The sequence below is a fragment of the Pseudomonas sp. B21128 genome, from assembly GCF_044218865.1.
Taxonomy (GTDB): Bacteria; Pseudomonadota; Gammaproteobacteria; order Pseudomonadales; family Pseudomonadaceae; genus Aquipseudomonas; species Aquipseudomonas iridis.
Genome location: NZ_CP162591.1, coordinates 68,256 through 91,005 on the forward strand (window position 1 = coordinate 68,256; position 22,750 = coordinate 91,005).

The following is a 22,750-nucleotide window of genomic DNA, read 5'->3' on the forward strand; positions in this document are numbered from 1 at the left end:
ATGTCAAAATCACTTATAACCGCACTCATTGTTGTCGCGCTTGATGCGATTGGTTTGGGATTAATCATGCCGGTGGTTCCGGCTTTATTAAATGAATTTGTACCGGCAGAGCAAACAGCATTTCACTATGGTGTTTTTTTATCGCTTTATGCGTTTATGCAGGTCTTTTGCGCGCCCGTTTTAGGGCGGTTATCTGACCGCTATGGACGGCGGATTATTTTGCTGGTTTCATTTTTAGGTGCCACGATTGATTATAGCATAATGGCGGCAGCGCCTGTTTTATGGGTGCTTTATATCGGCCGGATTATCTCAGGTGTTACCGGAGCAACTGGTGCAATCGCGGCATCAATTATCGCTGATACAACTAAACAGGAAGAACGTGCGCGTTGGTTTGGTTTTATGGGGGCGTGTTTTGGTGCAGGTATGATTGCAGGGCCTGCTATTGGCGGTGTTCTTGGTGATATATCTGTGCATGCGCCCTTTGTGGCAGGGGCTCTTCTCAATGCAATTGCCTTTTGTTTGGTGGCTTTCTTGTTGCCCAAAACGCCGTCACAACCGCCTGAAGGACAGCCAGCCAAAATCAATTTGTTTGAAGGCTTTCGCTTCAATTTTGCAGTTCAGGGACTTGCCAGCTTTTTTGCGTTGTTTTTTCTTATGCAGCTGATTGGGCAGGCGCCCGCCGCTTTGTGGGTGATTTATGGCGAACAGCGCTTGAATTGGGATATTGGCACAGCAGGTGTGTCGCTGGCCGTTTTTGGTGCAGCACATACATTCGTACAAGCTGTTTTAACCGGCACTCTTTCAAAGCGACTGGGTGACCGCGGTGTGTTGCTGCTTGGAATGGGCGCTGATATGTGCGGGTTTTTATTGCTGGCTTTTATCACGCAAAGCTGGATGGTTCTGCCGGCAATTTTTATGCTGGCCACAGGCGGCATTGGTATGCCTGCTTTGCAGGCCATTATTTCAGGTCTTGTTTGCGATGAAAAACAAGGTGCTTTACAGGGAACTTTAACGGGGTTGACGAATATAACCTCGATTATCGGGCCGGTCGGATTTACGACGCTTTATGGCTTAACCGCGGGGCAGTGGGATGGTTGGGTTTGGCTCGTCGCAGCAAGCCTTTATCTTATTGCTATACCATTATTGCGCCAGTCAGCCAGTTTATTGCGATCTTAAAATCTTGGCGGGAGATCAAGCAATCCCGCCAATAAAACCGCTGAGTTCATCAAGACGCACCATTGCCATGCGCATGGTGCCACGGCAATTTTGAGCTTTGCAGCGTGCGCGTCGTTCAACTTCGTCCAAATATAATTGCTCGTGTCCTCGAATTGAGCTGATCATTGCCTTATTGATATAAACAAGGCGGTTACATTTCTTGCAGGTCATTTCTAATCTTTGATGGTCTGCAAGATCACTGGCTTTATAGCGGGTTTTCCAGTTTCCGGGTGGGGATGCCATTTTCATCACCAGAAGTCTTCAGGTGAGGGAATACGGACATAGCTGATTTTACCGCCCACATGGGGTCGTTTGCGGGAGAGGGCGAAATCCTACGCTAAGGCTTTGGCCAACGATATTCTCCGGTAAGATTGATGTGTTCCCAGGGGATAGGAGAAGTCGCTTGATATCTAGTATGACGTCTGTCGCACCTGCTTGATCGCGGCCGCGATAGCTAGATCGCGTTGCTCCTCTTCTCCATCCGCGTTCCAAGCTGCGGAAAGGCACCCATAAGCGTACGCCTGGTCGAGCAGGCGACGCGGATCGACGTCCAGCGCACGAGAGAATGCGTCCGCCATCTGTGCAATGCGTCTAGGATCGAGACAAAGGTCGTCTCTGTCAGCCGGATCGTAGAACATATTGGCGGCGCCAAAGCCCACTTCACCGACCAGACCGACGGGATCTATCACCAGCCAGCCGCGACTGGAGAACATGATGTTTTCATGATGCAGATCGCCATGTAGCCCACGCAGTTCCGAGGCATTGCTCATCATTTGATCGGCTATAATCGCCGCGTGGACGTAGTCAGTTTGACAACCTGCGTTTTGATCATCGCGCGCCCGCTGAAACAAAGCTGCAAAGCGATCCCGGATCGGGAGAAGGGCAGAAGGCAGGGGTTCCTCAGATGCGGCATACAGCTTCGCCATTAGTTCCGCTGCAATTTCGGTCGCCTGGTAGTCGCCGTGCTCGGCAACGATGTGAGAGAGCATTCGCTCCCCGGCATATTCGAGCAACATCAGATTGTTCTCACGACCGAGCAACCGGACTGCTCCCCTCCCATTGCGCCATACCAGATAGTCGGCCCCGCGCAGTTCATCAGCAATGTCTTCTATAGGTTTCAATCCCTTGACGATTGCAGGAGTCCCGTCTGGCAATGAAACTTTCCAAACGAGGCTGGAAAAGGTGTCCGCAATGAGAACAGGTTGCGAAACGTGCCAATGAGCAGGAAAAACAGGCGGCATGAACATCAACCCCAAGTCAGAGGGTCCAATCGCAGATAGAAGGCAAGGCGTTCGCGGTCGGGGGCTTCGATCCCCAATACATTGAATAGGACAGCGAAGGCGCGCTCTGCTTCATCTGGCGCTGCCCAGTTCTCTTCGGCGTTAGCAATCATGAGTGCCAAATCGGCATAGCGATCTGCTGTTCCGAGCCGCCCAAGGTCGATCAGACCCGTGCATTGAAGAGTTTTAGGGTCCACCATGAAGTTCGGCATGCAGGGATCACCATGGCAAACAACCATATCGGTGCGCTCTTGGTCGAGCCGCACCGGTAGCTCTCGTTCGACACGAGCCAAAAGATCGAGCTGCGGCGTACTCTTGTCCTCGTCCGGTAAGAAGTCGGGATTGACGGCATTGCGGGACACCACATCAACGGCGCGTCCGAACATTCGCGACAGCCTGCGCTCAAACGGACATTGATCAACCGATAGGCTGTGAACAGCGCCAAGTTGCTGCCCCATTGACGGCCACGCTTTGAGCAAATCCGCTCCAGACAGATCAGCCGCCGGTACTCCCGGAATTGCCGTTATCACCAAGCATGCACCCTCCTGTTCCTCCTGCCAGTTGATCACCTCGGGGCAAGCCACACCTCGACCTTTGAGCCAAATGAGGCGGTCACGCTCTCCAGCGAGCTCACCGCGGCGGGAAGCAGGTGCGATTTTCGCGAAGGCATGCCCGTCACCACGTCGAAAAACAAAATCACCAGATTCTCCGCCTCTGACAGGCAACCAGTCAGAATGCGATTCACCAAAAAAAATATTAGTTCGATTCAATGGAGGTTCCTTCAGTTTTCTGATGAAGCGCGGAGGTGGCTCAACCTGCGAAAAGAAACGAGTTGCTACGTAAGTCCGAGAACATGCTTTCCATGGTCTCTGAGCTCGCCTTTGGGACCGACATATCGGTAGAGAGTGACGCGCTCGATGCCGAGTTCCTTGCAGAGATCGGAAACTGAAGTATCGCGCTGGGCCATGGCGGCTTGCGCGAGACGCACCTGAGCTTTGGTGAGCGCGAATTTTCGTCCGCCCTTGCGACCGCGCGCTCTCGCGGAGGCGAGACCCGCCATGGTGCGCTCTCGGATCAGATCCCGCTCGAACTCGGCCAAGGTGGCGAAGATTCCGAACACCATGCGACCGGACGCAGTCGTGGTGTCGATCTGAGCGCCCTTTCCAGTCAGAACCCGCAGGCCGATCTTGCGGTCTGACAGCTCCTTCACCGTGTTGACCAGATGGGCAAGCGATCGTCCGAGGCGATCGAGCTTCCAGACCACCAGCACATCGCCGTCACGCAATGACTTGAGGCAGGCAGTCAAGCCAGGGCGATCATCACGACCGCCGGAAGCAAGATCATCATAGATATTGTCCCGTTCGACACCTGCGGCGCGCAAGGCGTCGTGCTGCAGGTCGAGAGACTGCGAGCCATCGGCTTTGGAGACGCGGGCATATCCGATCAGCATGTATCACAAACGTTCGATTATGTGACAGTTTGAGTCGGAAAGCTCTGGCCGTCAAAAATTGTCACTTAACCCGTTATTTAATTTAAGACATGCAAAGGATTCATCAAGCTCATAATGTGACAAAAATTCCGGGGAATCCGCTCGTTGGTAAACATGGCATTAAGTCTGCGTCGAAACCTGTGATCCCTACCCACAAGATCCTCTGACTTGCAGTTAATGCTGGTTGGCGACGATGGAATGCAGGTCGGTGTGGATCAATGCAGGTTCATTCGCAGCTAACGCTGGTTTGCCGGGCCGGACAGTCGCAGTTAATCCTGGTCGAAAACGGCGCTGATTGCAGGTCGGAACGTTTTCGTTTGCAGGTCGTTACAGCTACCGCGCAAGCTGCTCATGCACAAGCTCCAAACGAGAGCACGCCAGCGTCGACCGCTGCCTCCTTCGCTTCCCAGTTCTACGGTGTCGATGCTTCTGTAGTAGACGTGACAATCACCAAGCAGGATTTGTACACAGCTACAGCAACTACCAAAGCCCCAGGGCAAGCTGTCTGCTCGCTTGAGCTGGCAGTGGTACCTGACGGAGCGAACACCAACTGGGCGCTCGGCAGTTGGGCCTGTGACAAGCAGCCAGCTTCTTAACCACATACAGCAAGGGCAGGGCCGGGATTGATAGTCGCCGGTCCTTCTCGACGATTGCAGCGAAGGTGTGTTCAAAGATGGAGAAGGCGATGAATAATTATTCCGAATGGGAAACGGCTGTTGTCCAGCAGCTCGCTGAATCAATGGAGATCAGCTATTCAGACGCATCAGGCGTGGTGGAAGCCCAGACCTTTCACATACAGCAATCTTGGGTAAAGGGATTGGACGCAACTGATACTGCCCGCAAGGTGCTCTCAGAAATTAGGTAGTAACAGTGACAAGCTGACCAAGGAAAAAAGCTATGAACCTATCACCTAAACATCTGACCTTTGATGCGATGTATTCGGCTTACACCGCCGTGCTCCATAGCCAACCGGGCAAGGCGCTACGTCTGCCTGACGGCGGGGCCATCTTCCTCGAAGATGGTGAAGTCTATGCCGTGACATTGAACGAAGCTGGTGAAGTAGAAATGGAAACTGCAGGGTGTATTAGTCCTGTCGCATGGGACGATGATCGCGGTTGCTGGGATTGCGACGAAAGTGCTGAAGTTTGCGCTTCGGCGGTTAACTTCCCAGTTTTTGTCAGCCTCCCGGCTTGACTATGAGTTCGTACTCAATACTTAACCTTATACGTAGGTGAATCCTCCGGCCGCTGGCCGCGCCGATCATACAGTCGCGTTGTGCTGATGTTCGCGTGACCCAGCCACATCTGAACCTTCGCGATGTCAGCATCATGGTCCAGGGCGTTTGTCGCGGCCGTAGCGCGCAACCCATGCACGCCCAGGCCGTCGACCTCGATGCCAGCAACACGCGCCCAATACGCCACCACCGTATAAAGCCCATTCGCTGTAACTCCAGCACCGGTGGTTTTGCCCCGGACGGAACGGAATAGCGGTCCCGATGATGTATCTCGGGCACTGTCGAGCTCCAGGTACGCATAGATCCGCTCAGCAGCAACTGGGTGGAGTGGGAGGAAGCGAATTTTCTTCCCCTTCCCATGCACCCGAAGATGCTTTATGCCTCGGCGCTCCACCAGGTCACTCGTTGTCAGTCTTGCCGCCTCTTCCCGTCGAAGCCCGTGGTACAGCAATACAGCCAGGATCGCCCGATCCCTCACTCCCTTCACGGTTTCTGTATCAGGAGCGTCCAGCAACCTTTTAGCCTGGTCGTCACCGAGTGCCGGCGTTTTCCCTTCGTTGGTTTCGATCTTGGGTCGCTTGACCCCATGCACAGGGTTCCCACCGGCAACGGCATTGTTCTCCAGGAGATGATCGAACAGGCTGGCCAGCGCGGCCAGTTTGCGCCGGATCGTGGCCCCGGCCAGGCCCCGAGTTTCCAGCTGGGCACGCCATGCCAGTACATGTGCGCGAGTAACAGCACGGAACTCATCGGCGCCGGTGAGGCCGACAAAGCTGCAGAAGTCTTCCAGGTCATTCTGATAGGCACGTCGGGTACGTGGGTTGTCGATATTGGCAAACCACTCGACTGCAGCTGGCACACTGGCCAACTGCTGGAACTCAGCGGAAGTTAGTCGACGTCCACCGGCGCCGCCCGAACTGACGAGCTCGCTCATAACTTCTGCCTCGCTATGAACCCAGCCTCGATCTCGGGCCAATCCGGCGAGGCCATCATCTCGCGGATCTGCCGCTCGTGTGCCAGCTCGGGCACCAGATGCTGCCAGCGCTGTTTGGCGGCATCAAGCTCAGTGTCAGTGCGCAGTTGATCTTCTATCAGCGCACCGGCTGCCAAGAACCGCTGACGAGCCAGGCTCCAGAATCCGTTAGAGGCGCCGTACTGGTAAAGCGGCACGATGGGCACCTGGTGCTTAAGCCAAAGGCACCAAAGCACCCCCAAGCCAAACCCTTGGCGCTGATGTTGCAGCTCGATGTCAATCTTGTTGATGTACACGCGGTCATCCAGCGGATTGATGCCGTAGCTGACATATCCGACGCGCTGGCCACCGACCTCGATGTCATCCACAAAGTCGGTACCGGGAAAAACAAAGTTGCCGCGATGGGATTCCTGCCGTCGATTCACCAGGTGAACGCGGGAGGCTTGTTCATTCAGAATTTTGGCTTGGCGTCTATGGAAATAGTCGCGGATGGGGTCAAAAAGTGCCATGCGCCCTTCTGCCTCTAAAAGTGGTGATAACGTATTTTATCACCATAAATAGGGAAAGGTTCAGATCAGCTTTCGAGACTGGCGTCTAGCTGAGATTTTTATGATTTTGCGTGTACGTATTCAGGAAACGCTTCTTCAAATTCTGGATCTCCAAGCGCGATACGTGTCATTGCCACCACGGCAATCGTCCCTTTGATCTCGCCGGTCGAGGCGTCGTGTTTCAGGCGAACTTCTGCGGAGGAACTGCTAAATGCCCAGGCTTCTACGTAGGCTATGTAGGCAAGTGAGGTTTCGGCAGTCTGGTCATCGTGGCCCATAAACCCTCTCGGAATCGGCAGGTAAACACTACTGGCTAGGATCGGATATGCCTGCACCTTCGGACAGGTTACAGGCCATGAATTTCATCGTTCATAAAGCAGATTAAATCACTACCCAGTTGCCTTGTGAGTCGTGCTTTTGATGCAGCACTGGGGACAGCTTTGTAAAACGAAAACTCATGTTCAGACGAGTATTGACGAATAATCAAATGGGTTTTTACCAAGCGCTTTAACTGACGTAAGCGCGTGACTTCATCAACCATTTGACTTATTGCAGCAACGAACCACTCATCAGGATCGGCTGGTTCTGTACAGACTTGACCAGCGAGGCTTGGCGTCAGTTGGTACCCTTTCGATTTAAGGCTGCTCACGAGAGCGACTTGTTTATCAATAGGTACATCGCAAGCTGTAACAGCACCATTTCCAGTGTTGCTGACTGTGCCTATTTTCTTGTTATCGCAGTAGACTTTGCATGACCAAGCAAGCCCGTGACTAGTCTCCTCTTCACTGTATCCTTTCAATGTAAGCGCAACAGCCCTGAATGCCTTTATGTTCTCATACCCTTTCATAGTCACCTCCGTGGACATCGGTGTCCATTATATCTGGTTTCTTCCGTATTGTAGGCATTATACGGAACGCGGGGGCTAAATAAAAAGCCCCCGTTGCCCTAAATGATCGTGTGTATGCAAAAAACTGACAGTACCACCATCATTATCAAGCTGATAATAATAGGTTTTTTGATTCGCACCTGCCGATTGCTTGCAAGAGTTACGATAACCACTGCAGAACTGATTAGTGGTACCAGCCATCCAACAGGAGCTTTCATCAATATCGAAATAACTATCTCAAGAGGATTGCTTGACTGATGAGTTGAAGCCCAGAAAGGCATGTTGCCGCTGCCAAGAATAAATCCAGCAGTTAGGCACAGCGCTCCGAATGCAATTAATCCAACACACACCCAACCCCAGGCTTGCCAACGGGCAGTGTCTGCTACTTTCATAGCAACAAGTTGACTTGTTTGGGCAACAGCAGAAGACAGTGTACTTAATGCTTTTTTACTTTCAGCATCAACTATTTCAGCAATCAGTTCACGTTGCTTTTCGATAACTACATCTACCTGGCCTGCAATCAGAGCCGGATACTTGCTATATAATGTGTCGTACGATTCCAAAGCCATCAGAATCATCCACATAGCATCATTATCACGTATGTTGAGTGCGTTTTTCACACGGTATAATCGTTCGACTTCTTTGTCAGAAGGCTGACGACCGAGTAACGCTTTAAAACTACTTTCGATGTCATCCATCGATCACCTCACCAATCATTCGTGCCGCATCACGCCGCCACCTTGATAATTCGGCACGATTGCCGATAGGAAGTTCGATCATTGCTTGTGAAACCGACAACCGTTTGCTGTAGAGATCATCACTAACCCTGTCCGCAAGATCTGGTAGCAAAAGAGATTTTCCACCTTCACTTTCAATCATTTCCCGTGTTTTAGAGAAATTGTAGAGTTCAAACTTCTGCTCGTTACCGAAGTATCCGTTTCGGATCACATGAACCTTCGTACCAGGCAGAGCGTCTCGATACTCTTTTAGGAGTTCCAGGCTGTCCCTCTGACGATTGATCACCCATAGCGTTGTCAATTCACGGCCCAGCTCCACGAGTGTGCTATTCAGTGTCTCGCCATATGCAACAACACCTTTGTTATTTCGTGCTGCTGTGTTGATCACTACGACATGATCTTTGAACTCATCGCAGGCGTTTACAAGATCAATCCAGCCATTTGCATCATCAAGGTCAATCAGTCGAGTTTCAATTTGATCCTTGTACATTTTCCAAACGTCTGGATTAGATGTGTCCGATTCAATAAGCAGAACCTTCACGCCTGCTTGTTCGAGCGCATCAACGAGGGCAATCGTAGTGAAGGTTTTCCCTACACCGCCTTTACCCCCGCCAACGAAATAAATATCACCTTTTTTAGCTTCTTTAGATTTCATCAGTATCGTCCTTAGGTGTGAAACTACCTGGTGGAACCGGAGTTACTCCGGTTGAATTTTTCGTGCTGCTCGCTGGTTTGGATTCGACCCCAGGAACGGCTTTTTCAGATGCTTTTTTCTTGTCCCCACGGCTGGTGGTTGCTGATGATCGGCGCGGTTTATTGGTTGACCGAGAATTCGACTTCGCTGGAGAAACCTTCACCTTCGTGAGATAGCTTTTCAGCGTCGTAGGAGCGATCTCCAATCCACTCTCCCTGAGGATCTCTGTAATTTTCTCGATGCTGTACCCTCGAGACTGCAAGTCTCGAATAGACGAAGCCATCATCCGTATTGCTTCAAGATTTGAAATCTTTCGATCTGGATCTTCCACCTGAGGCATCTCCTCAAGCTTTCCCTTGAGTATCTCAATCTGCGAAACGCTGATCGCCATTCGCCTTTCCTCGAAACGTGCATTTACCCCGATTGTATGGGCATCTCTTGCGCAGTCAAGGTCCGTACGATAGCCTGCATACGAAATGCGGTCTAGAATTTAGGACAGGGTAGGGTTTGTACTCCCGCCATAAATGGCGTACGTACAACCGGCCTCGCTGCAGTCGTTTCACTCCCTTGCGCGGCCTACCTCCCTGCTCAGGGCTACGCCCCGAGACCCCTTGAACAGCGAAGGACCTATTTATGAGTACGAGTGAACAGCGGCGTCGAACCGGCCGCCTGCCACCTATTAGGTGTTTTGAGGATGAGGAAGAAATCGTTAGGCAGAAAGCCCATGACTGCGGCCAGAGCGTGGGGCAGTTCATGCTTGCGACTGCTCTGAATAGGCGCACGCGTAGCAAGGTCGACGGGCACATCCTCAACGAGCTGCGGAGGCTTGGGGGCCTTCAAAAGCACCTGTACAACGAAAGCGGGGGCAGGCATTCCAAGGAGTTGGCAGAGATTCTTGTTGAGCTGAAGCAAGCCATCATAAGGATTGGTTCTTAATGCTCGCCAAAGTCCCACCGCGCAGGGCTGATGGTAAATCCAGTTTTGCCGATTTGGTCCAATATGCGACACAACGAGACGATGAAAAAAAGGAACTGACTGATGAGCTCGATCCAGGCTACAGCCGAAGAGACAACGCAATTCTTGAGTCTGCTAGAGCGCATCTCGAAAGAGCAGCAAACAATCTGCGAGCGACTGGACGAATTAGCCTTACTGATGCAGATGCCATCAGAGGGCGTCTTGGAAGTGCTCGAAGGGCTCTTGATACCGATGGGCGTAGACATGTCACGTCTCAACACGAAGTTCCAGGAGACGCTGACCGAAGTGGTAACCAACAGCTCCAAAAGGTAGATTCCGATGAACATGAAAGAAGCATTGCCGCTGCTCGAAACCATCTTGCAACAGCAGCAAGTTATCTCCGACAAGCTACAAGAAATCATCCTGACTTTGCGGCACGAGCCAGAGCCCGTCGAACCGCAATTGCGTTTCATGCTTCAGCCTCTCAACGAAGGAATCGAGCAGATGAACAAGCAGCTCTAGCCGAACTAGAAACAGGCTCTTTGTTAGGTGACTCGATCAACGAGAAATCGTCTTCAGGCGTTTCCTGTCAGCACAACTGTTTGAGTCTTGAAACAGCTGCAGCTGAGATGAGAGCAGTTGCCGCTCAAAATGCTAGAGTTAAAGATCCTGTTTACCATGTGATTTTGAGTTGGCCATCTGACGAATTTCCAACTGATGAGCAGGCTTTTGCTTCTGGTCTTCATGCCATGGAAGCTGTAGGCATGAAAGATCATCAATACGTGTTTGCGATTCATCACGATACCGATAACGTACATCTCCATATGACCGTAAATAGAGTTCATCCTGACTCGTTCAATGCTGTGTATCCGGACCGTGATTATTTTCGTCTGGATTATGCAATGCGTGAGCTGGAGTTGCGGTACGGCTTGAAACACGACAATGGACCTAATGTCGTTGTTCATGAAAATGGAAGTCCTATTATTCAGTGGGCGTCCAGTAAGGCAAAACAGCAGGGCAAGATACCAACAAAGGCTGCTGACATGGAGCGTCATGCAGATCAACAAAGTCTTCACTCCTATGCCCGTGGCGAACCACGTAAGCAAATTGCTAAATTGCTAAAATCAGAAAAAATGACATGGCAAACACTCCATGTGCAATTAGCTAAATTTGGACTGGGTATTCGTCCTAAAGGTCGTGGGCTTGCAATCTTTGATTTTGATGATGTCTCAGCGACAGGAATTAAAGCAAGCGACATGCACGAGCAGTTGTCACTAGCGCGTCTGGTTAAACGACTTGGTGAATATCAAGAGCGAGAGTTGCCTAAAGACTTTGTGACCGCCTCTGCTTACAATAAATTCGCTAGCCCTAAGCGCGATCCTATTGAGCGGCAAAATCGCCGTGAAGAGCGTGCACAGCTTCGTAAAGCGACACGGGCACGTTATGATGCATACCGTGTTGCGTTTGTTACACGCCGAATTGATAAAGAGTGGGTCAAGCAACAATTTATGATGATCCGCGATCAAGCCCGCCAGCAACGGGCAGATATAAAGTCACGAATCAAACATCCACTTGATCGTAAAGCATTCTACAGTATTCTTGCTTTTGAAACATTAAGGTCGCGTGAGGAACTCAAGACTAAAATCCAATTGTTACGTCGCGAATTAAAGAGTGATCCTTCGAATAAGAAGCTTACATTCCGTGAGTGGGTAGAGCGTGAGGCTTCTAACGGCGATCCTGGTGCGATTAGTCAGTTGCGTGGATTTACCTATGGCGATAGACGCAAAGCGAATACGGAAGGTAATGCGATCATTTTTGCAGGGGATGTTGATCCTACTTCAAGTTCAAATTTGTTTTCCGCTGGCACTGTCCGCCGTGATGGGGCCGTAGTTTTTCGTAGGGGTGAAGGAGATCCGGGTTTTGTGGATCACGGCGGGAAGGTTTCTTTCCCTGGAGGCCTCCTCGACGACGAGCTGCTCGCCCATGCACTTGATGACACGCGTACTCGGTGGGAGCGGCCTATTGAGATAAAAGGTACCCCCGAATTCGTTGACGCGGCTTTAAAGGCACTCATTGAACGTGGTTACTCCGGTGATCTAGCCGATCCGACCTTGAACGCTCGGCTCAAAGCTTTGGCTGACCAGCAGGCCGTGGCGAAGGCCAGGCCTATAAAACGCGGGCCACGTGCATAACAAACGTTGTTATGCTGTTTTCCGTATTGTAGTATTCATACGAAATCAACGGAGATAATCCTATGGACCTGAACCGATACCCGTTTGTCGCGTTGCTTGCTGCACTCGCTCTGACAGGTTGTGCTTCCAAGCAGCCTGACGTCAGCGCCCAGGCTTTAATCGATCAGCAAATTCTCGAAGCTTCTCAGAAAATCCAAGCTGCGCAGGTCGACCTGTACCAGGCTGGTGCTTTGAACAGTCGTGTGGTGATGCGCAATCCCAACACCGATTTGAACGACAAACAATTCGTAACCATCAGCTGGCAAGGTGATGCCGTGCAGCTGCTCACGAAGCTCGCACAAGACCGCGGCGAGCGTTTTGAGTTTATGGGCTTACGCATGCCGTTGCCTGTGAACATCGACGTCAAGGGCGTGCAGTATCAGACAGTTCTTTCCATGCTGCGCGCGCAGATCGGGTACCGTGCCGTCATTACTGAGGCCCCAGGTAAACTGGTCCTGCAGTACAACCGGCCCCAAGGCTGAATAGGGGGACTTCTATGAAACGGTTTATGTTCGCGGTTCTCCCTTTGATGGTTTCCTTCGCCACGCACGCTGCAGAGGAGCCTGTGCTCGATCCTTCGAGTAGCGATACAAAGTCCATGGTTGAAACGTCGCCTCCAGATCTAGACGCTCTGCTCAATCCTCAATCCCAAGCGACTACCAAAGTGACCGATATCCGCTCTCAGCTGCTATCGGGCGTTGGTCATACAGTGGGCTTTCGCGGGGGAATGGCTGCTCGTGGTCACGAGCTGGTTGACGGGCTTAACAGCCGGGAACCGGCTCTAGACGCTATGTACAAATTCGCCCCGATGATTGCCAAAAACGGGACGCTGCCTCCGGTTATCGTTGAAGCTCGTGACCTGTCAGCTTTTACCCCGGATCAGATCCGTACCGCTAATCGCGTATACAAGATTGAGCGCGAAGAACGCTTTGTGAGCGTCCCTCCCACCTGGCGGGACTATCTTTACGTTGGATTACCCGTTCGCCAGTCAGTAGAGCTCCCGGCTTTTGAAGCTCGACCGCAGGATGATGCAGAAGACCAGATCTGGAAAAAGGCAGTCCGTGAAGGTTGGGCTGATGGTTACAAGCAAGCGGACGCGATTCTTGAAGCGAATTTTCATCGCCTCACTCGCGATTACACCGGCATGCACCTTTATTCAACCTTGCTCCAGGCTGACATGATCACGACTACTCGTGTAGCTGAATCCCAGCAGACCGTGACCGGTGATAGTAAGCAAATGATGTTGGGCGACAAGCTGCGTAGGGTTACAGACAAGGCTAAGTTCGTTACGGATCCTGGTAAGTGGCGTCCAAGCGTCAAAAAGGATGCAGCAAAACCGAATCCTGTAGTGGCGCCTACCGCTCCGGTGCCGGCGCAATGATTCAACCGGTTTTGGAGCCCTTCAATTTCGAGGGTGATCTCGGTCCACACAGCTTTCGCAGATTCCTAAAATACTGCGCGGACAAAGGCGTTTCAGACGTATTGGTGCAAGGCGGCGACTATATCTGGGCGGAACTGCATGGCAGGCAGCTTCGAGCATCCGTCTCTACTGTGAAACAGGGGCAGCTTTCAGTCTTGATTGCTTCCCTGTGGTCACCTGAGATTGAGAGCCTGATAAAGCAAGGCGACGAAGGCGTTGACCGCGCTCTTGAGATCACCGGCAGCGATATCGGGCTTGAGCGCGGTTTGACACTTCGCTTCCGCACCAACTTTGTTCAGGCCCGCATTGCGAACCTGGATGAAGCGTACTCGATCACCATGCGTGTGATTCCTGTCGACCTCCCCGATATCCATAAAATGGGGATCGAGCCTGATCTGTTTGAAGAGCTTTTTCCGGAATCCGGATTGGTTGTCGTCTGTGGTCCGACCGGCTCAGGAAAGACGACCTTGCAAGCTGGTATCTATGGACACATCGGCGTTGTGATGCCTGATCGTAAGGTCATCACATTCGATGATCCTATTGAGTACGTCCTCGGTGGGCCACACTGGAAAGGACCTCAACCGGCCCAGTCGCAAATTGGCCGGGACATAAAAGACTTTCCAAAAGCAATGCGTAACGCCGTACGACGCAAGCCAAGTATCATTGGGATTGGTGAGGCTCGTGACCGTGTTTCTATCGAGGCGATGGTTGAAGCCAGCTTATCTGGGCACACGTGTTACGCCACAATGCACACGGAGTCTGTAGCAGAGACTATTAACCGGGCCATTCAAACCTACCCACCTGAGCAACAATCTGGGATTGCATCTCGGCTCGCTGGTGCGTTGCGGGTTATCATCGTGCAAAGGCTTCTTAAAACGACTGATGGCAAACGTGCTGCGATTCGAGAGTACCTGGTCTTTGATCGGGAGTTCAGGTCGAAAATGCAAACCCTCCCGTATAACGAGTGGGCAATGTTGATACGGACCAAGCTTGAGGAGGCCGAGGCCACTCTTGATGACAAAGCTTGGAAGCTGCTTCAGGACGGCAGGATCCTGCAGGATGATTTTGTCGGTGTTGCAGGCATGAAGGAATTCAGAAGGCGCTCGCTGAGCGCGCAGGAGAGTTAGACCTATGCCTTCGCTTTGGAGAGCTGCCTCAGAACCGTTGACCGCTTTCGGCATTCCGGTGTCAGCATACTTGCCATTGTTCGGTTGGATGTATTTTCCGAGCTGGACCACCTTCTACATTGCAGTAGGTGTCATCATCTCGTTTGGCATTTTGGCCAAGCTTGGTTGGACCCTCAGTGTTTGTTGGAATAAGTTTTTGGGCTTCTTACGTGGTGGGGTGATCTACGCCAGGCCCTGGTGGTTCAGAAAGCGTTTTCGAGACTAAAAAAAACCGCCCGAAGGCGGTTTTTTATTTTGTCGTGCATCAGTACGACTCACCGGCTACGTGGTCCCCTATCTTTCAGGGACGGAGAACCGACCCCTGCAACCGCTGAATCTACCTGGCTTGGATTCGGCGGCTCTAGGGTAATGCGGATACCGGGATTCAGCCTGCATGAAGCCTCTTTGATTGAATCCCAATGCGAATGGGGGACAATCCCCACCGTCAATGGCTTTTCGCTAATGGTTAATTTTGCTGGATAAGCAATCACCTTCATATGCTCCCAACCCGGGGCCTCAATGAGCGAAGACATCAGATCCGGCCTTTGCTGCAACAGCAAATGAGGTTTGGCCAACTCCAGCTTGCTTGGAGTGATCCCTTCTTTGGCCAGGCGTTCATGGAGCACTGCCTGGAGGTTATCCATCATGCTCCTGGACATCCTCGCGAACGATATAAAATCATGATTTGGAATATCGTCAGGTCGCATCATGTTGGGGTTCTGTTTTTGATCCAGTTCAACCAAAAAATCGACGACCGTGAACTGGAGTCTGTTTTTGTCCGCATATGCACGTGCAGCCATGAAACCATCTTGCTTGCTTTGATAGCCGTACAACGCTGGAAATGCGCCCGAAATAGGTGCGTTAGTCGGCACGCCACAGTCTTTGAGGGCAATAGCCCTCGGCGCTGGGCCGGAAAAAAAATAGACGCTAGATAACTCAATAATATGTGAGTCTGGCTTATCAGTCGTGCTCACCTATGCCACCTTGTTTTGACCAACCCTGAATCAAGACCTTTTCAACCTTCTGGCGATCTCCTACGTTGCTCGCTACATCCTGCATCAAGCGTTTGCATTGCTTAGGAGTAAGCGCAAGTCTCTTGAGCGCTTCGATCCATCGCATCACCGGCCTACCTGGCTTGCCATCATGCAACATTAGACGATAAACCGAGGGTGGGGATCTTCCAATCAGAGTCGCGAAGGCGTCTCGATCTTGGGGGGAATCCTGTAACCCTAAAAACTCATAAAACTCCCTGATGTCCAGCGGTGGCTGAACAGGCGACGATGCAGGGTGTTGACGGTACAGATGCAGCAGCATTGCAATCACTGGATCACTTATTTGCTCTGCTGACTGCTCAGGATTCGTCAATTCCTCCCATTTGGCCTTCTGCAGACCAAAGGCATCCGCTGCCGCAACCTTGGTCAGACCATTTTCGATTCGCCATCTCTCCAAATCTGTCCCACAGATCGGGTGAATCTCATCAGTGTCGATAGACATTTGCTCCCCTCAAATGAAGCTGTAAAGCGCCTGCCTCGGCCTCTGTACACGGTTCTTCCAAATCCGTGCTATTTTGAATAATATACACAATACGAAATTTAAGCAGCCACGGTCCAGCCCGAAAGCGGTCAATGTGAAGCTCGCAACTTCACGCTTAGCTTGCGGCGTAACGGGCAAAGGACTCCCCACCACCTCCACAGAGGCAGGAGCGCCCATGAGCGTTGAATCAGAAGCTTTACTGCAAGAGTTTCGCCAAGCTGTGTACGAAAAACACAGCTCGCCACAAACGGCGATGGAATCCTCTCCGGATGGCGCCATTCGGCATCGTGCCGAGGCGTATCAAGCTTGGCTTCAGAGTAGCCAAGCTGACGGTGAAAGCTCCACAATCCCAGATACCCTACTGCGGCACTGGGTCGTTGCTGACATCACGTCCTGGCGTTCAGTAGAACCTAATTCCGCAGAAAATGCTGTCACCGCATTACATCGTAATGTTTTTGCATACGATACATATGCAAAATTGCTAAAGGAACTGCACCAAGAGGTCTATGACCAAATAATTTCGCGTTCTGAGGTAGCTGAAACGATTAATGGCTTCAGCAACGCAAGCGCGCCAGGAGACGAACCGGCAAAAACCGATCCGAGTGTGATTCTCAGTGAGCTGCTCAAGGACATCACTTACCGTGAGCGTGCAGACGGAAGCGTCCTCTACCTTTTGAAGGAACAGCCGATTTTCGTCGATCACGGGCAACAGATCCTCATGGAGGCGAAGGCCCAAGATGACGAACTGGCCATTCTTGCGGCGCTACACATGGCGAAGCAAAAATTTGGCGGGTCTATCGAGTTGACCGGATCGGACGAGTTCAAACGTCGGGCTCTTGAGGTGATGATCAAGCACGATGTGCAGGTGGAGCTCAAGAATCCAGCACAAGAAGCTTTGCGCCGGGAGATGATGGGGTTGCCGCCTGTAGGGGACTCAGCTCCCGGACAGGATAATGCGCCGGCACCTGATCCAGCCGCCACTCAGAATCAGCCGTCTCAACCCCGACCATCAGCTTCGGCAAATCCCAATTCCGCAGCCGATGCCACTATCCCGGTTGCGACTGCAGCTGAGCCAGTGAACCACTACAAAGGTGAGCTACTGGAGTTTGGCTCCGCGCCTTACCAGTTCGATATCTCAAATAGCCGCAGCTTCTACGTCACCCTCAAAAACTCTGACGGTGAATCCAGGACCACTTGGGGTGTGGATCTGGAGCGAGTAATCGAAGAACTCGGCGTAGGTCGCGGCGATCAAGTCGAGCTGACTAACCTCGGTCGCAAGGACGTAACCATTGAGGTGCCTGTCCGGGACAAAGCAGGGCAAGTCCTTCGATACGAGGAACGTAAGACCCACCGCAATGAGTGGGGCATTGAAGTGACTGCAAAGGCACCCGCTGATGTGACCCCACCTGCCCCACTTGAGCCAGGCGAATCCGCAATCAAGGCTCATGATGCCAAATGGCTGAATGATATGGGCGTGCCTGTCGAAGCATTTGAAACACATCCGAAAATGCTTGCGATGCGTGGTGAGGATCATGCTGTTCTTCTGCTCAATGGTGTCGAAACCACTGCTGAAGGCTTTGCCACAGTCGAAAGACTGATGGCTCAGCAAACGTATAGAGCGGCCTTCATGGCTTCGTTTGAAGCCGAATTCGGACGATACAACAACCATTTCCAAAAGCAGCTTGCTGATTCTGAAGGGTACGCAATTGCAAACGAAATGCTCGCTGACGCTGAGAGCAAATATGGTCCGATCCCATTAGCCGTGATCGACTCCGAAGCGCACATCCAGGATGCTATGGCGAAAGGCGATATTGACGCCGTTATCGACGCTATCGATGCGTACGATCGCCAATACCTCGCGTCACTGGAAAGCCACCGTCAGACCGTTGAAGCTCAAAGCAATCAACAAGCTGCGAGTGGTGGCTTTGTCGAAGTGGGTGAACCGACTCCACAGCCCTCAGCAATAGACGAAAATTCCACCACTGGCAGTGAGCCGACGCTCACTGATGAGCCGTTGCATTTCTTACATAACGGCCAGTCTGCCGAGATTGATTTGACCCGCTACGTCCAGCAGCCTCCATCTCTGGAAGAAAATGGTCAGCCATCCAGTGAATTAGTGGATCACACGCTGAATTCAGCTTCGCCGCTTTACTTCACCCACAACGGTGAACCAGCTGAAATCGACCTGAGCCGTTTTGCCCAATCTCCCGCTACAGACTTGTCGGTTGCACCTGAAAGCCTCCCTCAACACGCCGCTGGGCCTGCAGGCTTGACAGAAAAATCTGGCATTCCCTTTTCAGAGCGAGATCTGCAATACGCGGCCAACCTGGTTCCTGTTGAGGCCCATTCCTGGTGGGACGTGCAGCGAGTGGCCATTGAATCGTGGGGCAGGTCTTTGGAGGAAATGGAGGCGGATCTCCAAGTCCTTGGGCCTGAGCCAAAGGTCGATCAAATCATCTGGTTCGACAAGGCTGGCCGTCAAATGCCTGCGCCTGTCGATGAGGTTGAGTGGCTTGCGAAGCAGGCTTTAACGGTTTCGCAAAACGATGAATCGAATGGTTTTGTCAGTGGTGACAACAACGAGTTGCGCGGGCGCGGCGCGGCGAGCTTGTTCCCAAGCGCAGATGGTGTGATTGAACTCAATCCAGAGGAGGCCGATATGGCACAGTCCGATTCCAATGCAGAGAAAGAACCCAAACTCATCCTTCGGGGTGTTACCAAGCTCGCTGATGACTCATTCGACACAACGGTCCTGCTTTACCAGGGTAAAGGCGACTACCTGCAGGGCTTCGTGAAGGTCGATGGAATAAAGCACCAGGTGCTTGCCTTCATGAATGAACGCCATCCAGATCCTTCGACGGGCGAAATCAAGCCAAACTTCATCACGCTTTCAGAGCCAAGCAAATCAGGCACTGATGATGATTCCAAATGGAATCAAATCGGCTACGGCAATGCAGTAAATCGCCGTGGCGACGGTAAACAGGTTCACTTTGATGAGGTCTTGTTTAACGTCGGAGGTACCATTGTGAAGGCTAAGGAGACAAAACACGTCGACGAGTCGCTCCACCAAAAGCTGGGCTTTCTTGAGCCTCGCAAGGAGCGCGAGAAGCCAGCCGCCACCCCAAAAGATGAAGTGCCGGCCGCTGGACCCGTAAGCGACGCAACAGCCCCGGCGCCATCCACTAAAAAACGAGTACGAGCTTAATGCTCGCCCGCTTCCTGGTTACGAGAGGACCTGTAATGAAACCACTCACTCGCACGCTACTGGTTGTGCTTCTTATGTGTTCCTCCATCGGCGTACAAGCAGCCACTTGCCGCAGCGGTGAAGCGGCAATGCGCGGTGGCGAAGCAGGTCTGTCTCGTGACCAGTCAGCGGCGGACTCTAACGAAACAGCTGAGAAAACCTCATCCGATATCTTGGGGAAATGCATTGGTGGTATCACCGGCATATTCGGCACGACTAGCTTCCCTGATCTCTCGGCAATCTGGCAGATGATCAAAGACAAGGTGTGCTCAATCGCTAGCTCTCAAGTGCGCGGCGTGGTGTCCCAGGTCAACGGTGAAATCAATGGCGTCATGACTCAGGTGAACGGTGCCGTGACTGACACGATCAACCAAACCGGTGTCAACGACACGGGAATGGGCACTGTGATCAGCAGCGGTGACACGAATATCAGCGGTCCATCCGTGCAAAACACCAAAAGCTCCGGCTCTACGGACTCTGCGTTTTGGAATGACATCTGGAAGTAATAACCATGGAGGTGGCCGTCATGAAACAGATCGAGGAATTGGCAAGCAAGCAGTTAGAAGCTGGGGGGCTGATCTTGGCTCTCCCACCTAAAGTCATGCTCGACATTGAGCAATATCGGATTGCACGCAATGAAGCTCTGGCATGCAACGATGACAACAACCTTCTGCTCGTGGAGGAGCTGAGTCAGCGGTGGCAAACCGAAGCTATGAATTTGGCTCGTTGGTTGTCCGCTCAGTTCCCTGATGACGAGCGGTCAGTGGAGTAGATTCATGAACCGACCTCAGACCACTGCAGATCTGCTAATAAAACACTCATGGCCTGCTGGGCAGACCATGGACGTGGCTTGTCCAAACTGTGCAGCTACGGTGGCCACGCAGATCAGTGTCGTTCGTGAAGACGACCTGCCGTTAAGGCCCGAAGACTGTGAGGACTGCAACGCCCAGTTCGAGGTTTACCCGGACGGCAAAACCGTTTTGGTATCAGCTCCCGCATCAGGCCAGCTTAGTGATCGTGCACTGAAGGCAATCAAGTTTTTTGAATCACTTACATTCGACCCTAACGGGCCCCGGGATTGGCCATTCACCACAGAGGTTGAAACTCTGGTGACAGTTGCCTGGCTACACGAGTTTGAGGACGGCACTCTACAGTTCTTAGATGCTGATCAGCAGCCGCCGCATGTCTACAGCCCGCGCCTGGATCCTGAAGCGCTGGAGCGATTTTGCGAAACGAACATCGATGCGTACCGATCTTTCCATGACAAGCACGAAGTAGCACTTGATCGTCGCGAGTCCGTGGCCATGACTCCTTTTTGGTAATAGAGAAATCCGCTGCCACCAATGAGAGGAAATACCATGGACTTAGTTGCTCGCAGAGCCGTCGAGAAAAGCATCATCATCGCAGCCGCAGAAGGCTTGATTGCTGCTGGGTGCACAGTTTCGGTTATTGAAGGTGAAAAGGTATTTCTTACAGATAGCTCAGACCCCGTCGCGATTGATACAGCTTTGCACGCATCGGGGGAGCCAGGTTTCCTGGTTAAAAGACTAATCGACGGGGTTCTACAAGAAGGTTGGGTCGATTTTGTCGGAAATACGGGCATTGAAATCATCACAGCAGACACCAAGCTGAAACTAGGCAGTGCATTGCAGGCGGCCAACGCATTAGCCTTAAAGCTGCGCGCCGAGCAAGTCGAGGGCAGAGGAAGCGAAGTGGATCTTCGTAACTTGGACATTGAATCAACGGATATAACACGAGCAATACGCCAACTTCGCAAGCACGGTTTCAGAATCATACGCAATGATTTGATCCCAGTGAGTCCTCATCAACTTTACGAAGACACCACGGCTGTAGCGTGCGACATGCTTGGTATGGTTCCAAGCCGATTTAACAGAGCTTCGCTGCAAGTGCAGAGGATCGCGTTAGCAATCGAAAATAATCTATGTGAACCCGACGATACGCATCTAACGAAGGATCAACCCAATGAGTGATAAAACTGAGCAGTTGCCGCAGCTTCCACAGGGTTTGCGAACCGAGCTTCACGTTGTCAGCAATAAAGGAATGACCGGTAACAAATCGTGGGTTCTGCGCGACTTGAAGACGGATGAGCTGTATGAGCTTACGCCCAGCACCATTTCGGGTTGGGACATCCCCGAGGGCCAGCTCGACGGCCCTGGCATCATCGTAACGATGGTGCCCGATTGCGTAACGCTGCAGCTGAGCAATGGACAGCTGTATCGCGACCTCCCCCCTGCGGATTCCACGACACTTGGACACCCAGTCCACGATCATTTGGACACTCGTTCCACGCTCACTTGGACACCTGATCCACGCCCATTTGGACAGGCAGTCGGAGCGCAGCGACGCAGGTTTGCATTGTTAGTCTGAAGTCCCTGTTGCCGTCAATTTCGTTGCGCGTCTGCGCATCGATTCGCCCTTCAGTTCGATTCGATAAGCGTTGTGCACCAGCCGGTCGAGGATCGCATCGCCCAAGGTCGGGTCGCCGATCAGCGCATGCCATTTGTCCACCGGCATCTGGCTGGTGACCAGCGTCGAGCGGTTGCCGTAACGGTCGTCCAGCAGTTCCAACATGTCGCGCCTTTGCGCAGCGGTAAACGGCGCTAGGCCCCAGTCGTCCAAGATCAGCAGGTCGGTCTTGGCATAGCCGGCCATTAATTTGGCGAAGCGACCGTCTCCGTGAGCCAGGCCCAGTTCCTCCATCAGGCGCGGCAGACGTAAGTAGCGCACGCTGTAGCCGTCCCGGCAGGCCTTGTGGGCCAGCGCGCAGGCGAGCCAGGTTTTGCCTACACCGGTCGGGCCGCCGATGATCAGATTCAAGCCATCGCGCAGCCACTGGCCGCTGCCCAGTTGCAGGATCATGGACTTGTCCAGGCCACGCGGGCTGCGGTAATCGATGTCTTCCAGGCAAGCGTTGTGGCGCAGTCGGGCGGCTTTGAGGCGCGTCGTCAGACGTGCGTTTTCTCGCTCGGTCAGTTCGCGGTCGATCATCAGGCCGAGTCGTTCATCGAAGCCAAGGTCGTTGATGTCGGGCGTTGCGTGTTGCTCGCTCAGCGCCTTGATCATGCCGTGCAGGCGTAGGGTTTGCAGCTTGTCGAGCGTCGGGTTGGGTAGCATTTTGGTGATCC

The 22,750-nt window shown here is 52.4% G+C and carries 29 protein-coding genes; 15 read left to right on the top strand and 14 right to left on the bottom strand.

What is annotated here, in order from left to right; translation table 11 throughout:
- A complete protein-coding gene (tet(Y), locus tag AB4P91_RS27645; RefSeq protein ID WP_011931119.1) occupies window positions 1–1,176 on the top strand; it encodes a tetracycline efflux MFS transporter Tet(Y) in 1,176 nt (391 codons plus the stop codon).
- A gap of 15 nt (window positions 1,177–1,191) precedes the next feature.
- Here the strand turns inward: tet(Y) and AB4P91_RS27650 are convergent, their stop codons facing one another.
- The 4 genes from AB4P91_RS27650 to AB4P91_RS27665 form a co-directional block, all read right to left on the bottom strand.
- Window positions 1,192–1,464, bottom strand: a complete 273-nt coding sequence (locus AB4P91_RS27650) for a hypothetical protein (protein ID WP_208536440.1) — start codon at window positions 1,462–1,464, stop codon at window positions 1,192–1,194.
- A gap of 161 nt (window positions 1,465–1,625) precedes the next feature.
- On the bottom strand, window positions 1,626–2,462 hold the full coding sequence (locus tag AB4P91_RS27655) for an aminoglycoside O-phosphotransferase APH(6)-Id (protein WP_000480968.1): 837 nt from the start codon (window positions 2,460–2,462) through the stop codon (window positions 1,626–1,628).
- Complete coding sequence (gene aph(3'')-Ib, locus AB4P91_RS27660) at window positions 2,462–3,265, bottom strand: aminoglycoside O-phosphotransferase APH(3'')-Ib (RefSeq protein WP_001082319.1); 804 nt, start codon at window positions 3,263–3,265, stop codon at window positions 2,462–2,464. The genes AB4P91_RS27655 and aph(3'')-Ib overlap by 1 nt, the downstream gene beginning before the upstream one ends.
- A gap of 65 nt (window positions 3,266–3,330) precedes the next feature.
- Window positions 3,331–3,945: a recombinase family protein gene (locus AB4P91_RS27665; RefSeq protein ID WP_000904906.1), complete on the bottom strand. Its 615-nt coding sequence runs from the start codon at window positions 3,943–3,945 to the stop codon at window positions 3,331–3,333.
- A 724-nt stretch (window positions 3,946–4,669) separates the two neighbouring features.
- Here AB4P91_RS27665 and AB4P91_RS27670 point away from each other — a divergent pair.
- Both AB4P91_RS27670 and AB4P91_RS27675 read left to right on the top strand, forming a co-directional pair.
- Window positions 4,670–4,849, top strand: coding sequence for a hypothetical protein (locus tag AB4P91_RS27670; RefSeq protein WP_217648984.1), 180 nt, complete (start codon window positions 4,670–4,672; stop codon window positions 4,847–4,849).
- A 32-nt stretch (window positions 4,850–4,881) separates the two neighbouring features.
- Window positions 4,882–5,178: a hypothetical protein gene (locus AB4P91_RS27675; protein ID WP_047741491.1), complete on the top strand. Its 297-nt coding sequence runs from the start codon at window positions 4,882–4,884 to the stop codon at window positions 5,176–5,178.
- A 14-nt stretch (window positions 5,179–5,192) separates the two neighbouring features.
- On the opposite strand, the gene AB4P91_RS27680 is transcribed toward AB4P91_RS27675, so the two are convergent.
- The 7 genes from AB4P91_RS27680 to AB4P91_RS27710 form a co-directional block, all read right to left on the bottom strand.
- Window positions 5,193–6,152, bottom strand: coding sequence for a tyrosine-type recombinase/integrase (locus AB4P91_RS27680; protein ID WP_047741493.1), 960 nt, complete (start codon window positions 6,150–6,152; stop codon window positions 5,193–5,195).
- A complete protein-coding gene (locus tag AB4P91_RS27685) occupies window positions 6,149–6,700 on the bottom strand; it encodes a GNAT family N-acetyltransferase (RefSeq protein ID WP_071667625.1) in 552 nt (183 codons plus the stop codon). The genes AB4P91_RS27680 and AB4P91_RS27685 overlap by 4 nt, the downstream gene beginning before the upstream one ends.
- 98 nt (window positions 6,701–6,798) lie before the next feature.
- Entirely contained in the window at window positions 6,799–7,017 is a 219-nt protein-coding gene (locus AB4P91_RS27690; protein ID WP_106118768.1) for a hypothetical protein, read from the bottom strand.
- 68 nt (window positions 7,018–7,085) lie between these two features.
- Complete coding sequence (locus tag AB4P91_RS27695; RefSeq protein ID WP_122433202.1) at window positions 7,086–7,586, bottom strand: hypothetical protein; 501 nt, start codon at window positions 7,584–7,586, stop codon at window positions 7,086–7,088.
- 98 nt (window positions 7,587–7,684) lie between these two features.
- Window positions 7,685–8,323 (bottom strand): hypothetical protein, encoded by a 639-nt coding sequence (locus AB4P91_RS27700; RefSeq protein ID WP_106118769.1) that lies wholly within the window; start codon window positions 8,321–8,323, stop codon window positions 7,685–7,687.
- Window positions 8,316–9,017, bottom strand: a complete 702-nt coding sequence (locus AB4P91_RS27705; protein ID WP_122433201.1) for an AAA family ATPase — start codon at window positions 9,015–9,017, stop codon at window positions 8,316–8,318. The genes AB4P91_RS27700 and AB4P91_RS27705 overlap by 8 nt, the downstream gene beginning before the upstream one ends.
- The gene (locus tag AB4P91_RS27710; protein ID WP_106118764.1) at window positions 9,007–9,447 is read right to left on the bottom strand and encodes a hypothetical protein; all 441 of its coding nucleotides are present in this window, start codon (window positions 9,445–9,447) and stop codon (window positions 9,007–9,009) included. Before AB4P91_RS27710 ends, AB4P91_RS27705 begins: the two co-directional genes overlap by 11 nt.
- 242 nt (window positions 9,448–9,689) lie before the next feature.
- Here AB4P91_RS27710 and mobA point away from each other — a divergent pair, with 242 nt between their 5' ends.
- The 6 genes from mobA (at window position 9,690) to icmT (ending at window position 15,053) form a co-directional block, all read left to right on the top strand.
- Entirely contained in the window at window positions 9,690–9,992 is a 303-nt protein-coding gene (gene mobA / locus AB4P91_RS27715; RefSeq protein ID WP_016355642.1) for a plasmid mobilization protein MobA, read from the top strand.
- Window positions 9,992–12,202 (top strand): TraI/MobA(P) family conjugative relaxase, encoded by a 2,211-nt coding sequence (traI, locus tag AB4P91_RS27720; protein WP_198832865.1) that lies wholly within the window; start codon window positions 9,992–9,994, stop codon window positions 12,200–12,202. The genes mobA and traI overlap by 1 nt, the downstream gene beginning before the upstream one ends.
- Before the next feature lie 62 nt (window positions 12,203–12,264).
- The gene (locus tag AB4P91_RS27725) at window positions 12,265–12,723 is read left to right on the top strand and encodes a DotD/TraH family lipoprotein (RefSeq protein ID WP_016355640.1); all 459 of its coding nucleotides are present in this window, start codon (window positions 12,265–12,267) and stop codon (window positions 12,721–12,723) included.
- A 14-nt stretch (window positions 12,724–12,737) separates the two neighbouring features.
- Window positions 12,738–13,622, top strand: a complete 885-nt coding sequence (locus AB4P91_RS27730; RefSeq protein ID WP_016355639.1) for a type IV secretory system conjugative DNA transfer family protein — start codon at window positions 12,738–12,740, stop codon at window positions 13,620–13,622.
- Window positions 13,619–14,788, top strand: a complete 1,170-nt coding sequence (gene traJ, locus AB4P91_RS27735; protein ID WP_016355638.1) for a plasmid transfer ATPase TraJ — start codon at window positions 13,619–13,621, stop codon at window positions 14,786–14,788. The genes AB4P91_RS27730 and traJ overlap by 4 nt, the downstream gene beginning before the upstream one ends.
- A gap of 4 nt (window positions 14,789–14,792) precedes the next feature.
- Window positions 14,793–15,053: an IcmT/TraK family protein gene (icmT, locus tag AB4P91_RS27740; protein ID WP_057415738.1), complete on the top strand. Its 261-nt coding sequence runs from the start codon at window positions 14,793–14,795 to the stop codon at window positions 15,051–15,053.
- 49 nt (window positions 15,054–15,102) lie between these two features.
- On the opposite strand, the gene AB4P91_RS27745 is transcribed toward icmT, so the two are convergent.
- Window positions 15,103–15,801, bottom strand: a complete 699-nt coding sequence (locus tag AB4P91_RS27745; protein ID WP_395593828.1) for a hypothetical protein — start codon at window positions 15,799–15,801, stop codon at window positions 15,103–15,105.
- Complete coding sequence (locus AB4P91_RS27750) at window positions 15,788–16,321, bottom strand: hypothetical protein (protein WP_004666778.1); 534 nt, start codon at window positions 16,319–16,321, stop codon at window positions 15,788–15,790. The genes AB4P91_RS27745 and AB4P91_RS27750 overlap by 14 nt, the downstream gene beginning before the upstream one ends.
- A 214-nt stretch (window positions 16,322–16,535) precedes the next feature.
- Here AB4P91_RS27750 and AB4P91_RS27755 point away from each other — a divergent pair, with 214 nt between their 5' ends.
- The 6 genes from AB4P91_RS27755 to AB4P91_RS27780 are packed head-to-tail and all read left to right on the top strand — an operon-like array spanning window position 16,536 to window position 21,992.
- Window positions 16,536–19,565 carry an LPD7 domain-containing protein gene (locus AB4P91_RS27755; RefSeq protein WP_198832867.1) on the top strand — a complete coding sequence of 1,010 codons (3,030 nt, stop codon included), beginning with the start codon at window positions 16,536–16,538 and terminating at the stop codon, window positions 19,563–19,565.
- A 35-nt stretch (window positions 19,566–19,600) separates the two neighbouring features.
- Complete coding sequence (locus AB4P91_RS27760) at window positions 19,601–20,110, top strand: hypothetical protein (RefSeq protein WP_106118809.1); 510 nt, start codon at window positions 19,601–19,603, stop codon at window positions 20,108–20,110.
- A 20-nt stretch (window positions 20,111–20,130) separates the two neighbouring features.
- Window positions 20,131–20,376, top strand: coding sequence for a hypothetical protein (locus AB4P91_RS27765; protein WP_146136091.1), 246 nt, complete (start codon window positions 20,131–20,133; stop codon window positions 20,374–20,376).
- 4 nt (window positions 20,377–20,380) lie between these two features.
- The gene (locus tag AB4P91_RS27770; protein ID WP_106118806.1) at window positions 20,381–20,926 is read left to right on the top strand and encodes a hypothetical protein; all 546 of its coding nucleotides are present in this window, start codon (window positions 20,381–20,383) and stop codon (window positions 20,924–20,926) included.
- Between the two features lie 36 nt (window positions 20,927–20,962).
- Window positions 20,963–21,595, top strand: coding sequence for a hypothetical protein (locus AB4P91_RS27775; protein WP_122433196.1), 633 nt, complete (start codon window positions 20,963–20,965; stop codon window positions 21,593–21,595).
- Complete coding sequence (locus AB4P91_RS27780) at window positions 21,588–21,992, top strand: hypothetical protein (protein WP_395593827.1); 405 nt, start codon at window positions 21,588–21,590, stop codon at window positions 21,990–21,992. The genes AB4P91_RS27775 and AB4P91_RS27780 overlap by 8 nt, the downstream gene beginning before the upstream one ends.
- Here the strand turns inward: AB4P91_RS27780 and istB are convergent.
- On the bottom strand, window positions 21,984–22,739 hold the full coding sequence (gene istB / locus AB4P91_RS27785; RefSeq protein WP_059400003.1) for an IS21-like element ISPre4 family helper ATPase IstB: 756 nt from the start codon (window positions 22,737–22,739) through the stop codon (window positions 21,984–21,986). The genes AB4P91_RS27780 and istB overlap by 9 nt on opposite strands.
- Window positions 22,740–22,750: the final 11 nt, after the last annotated feature.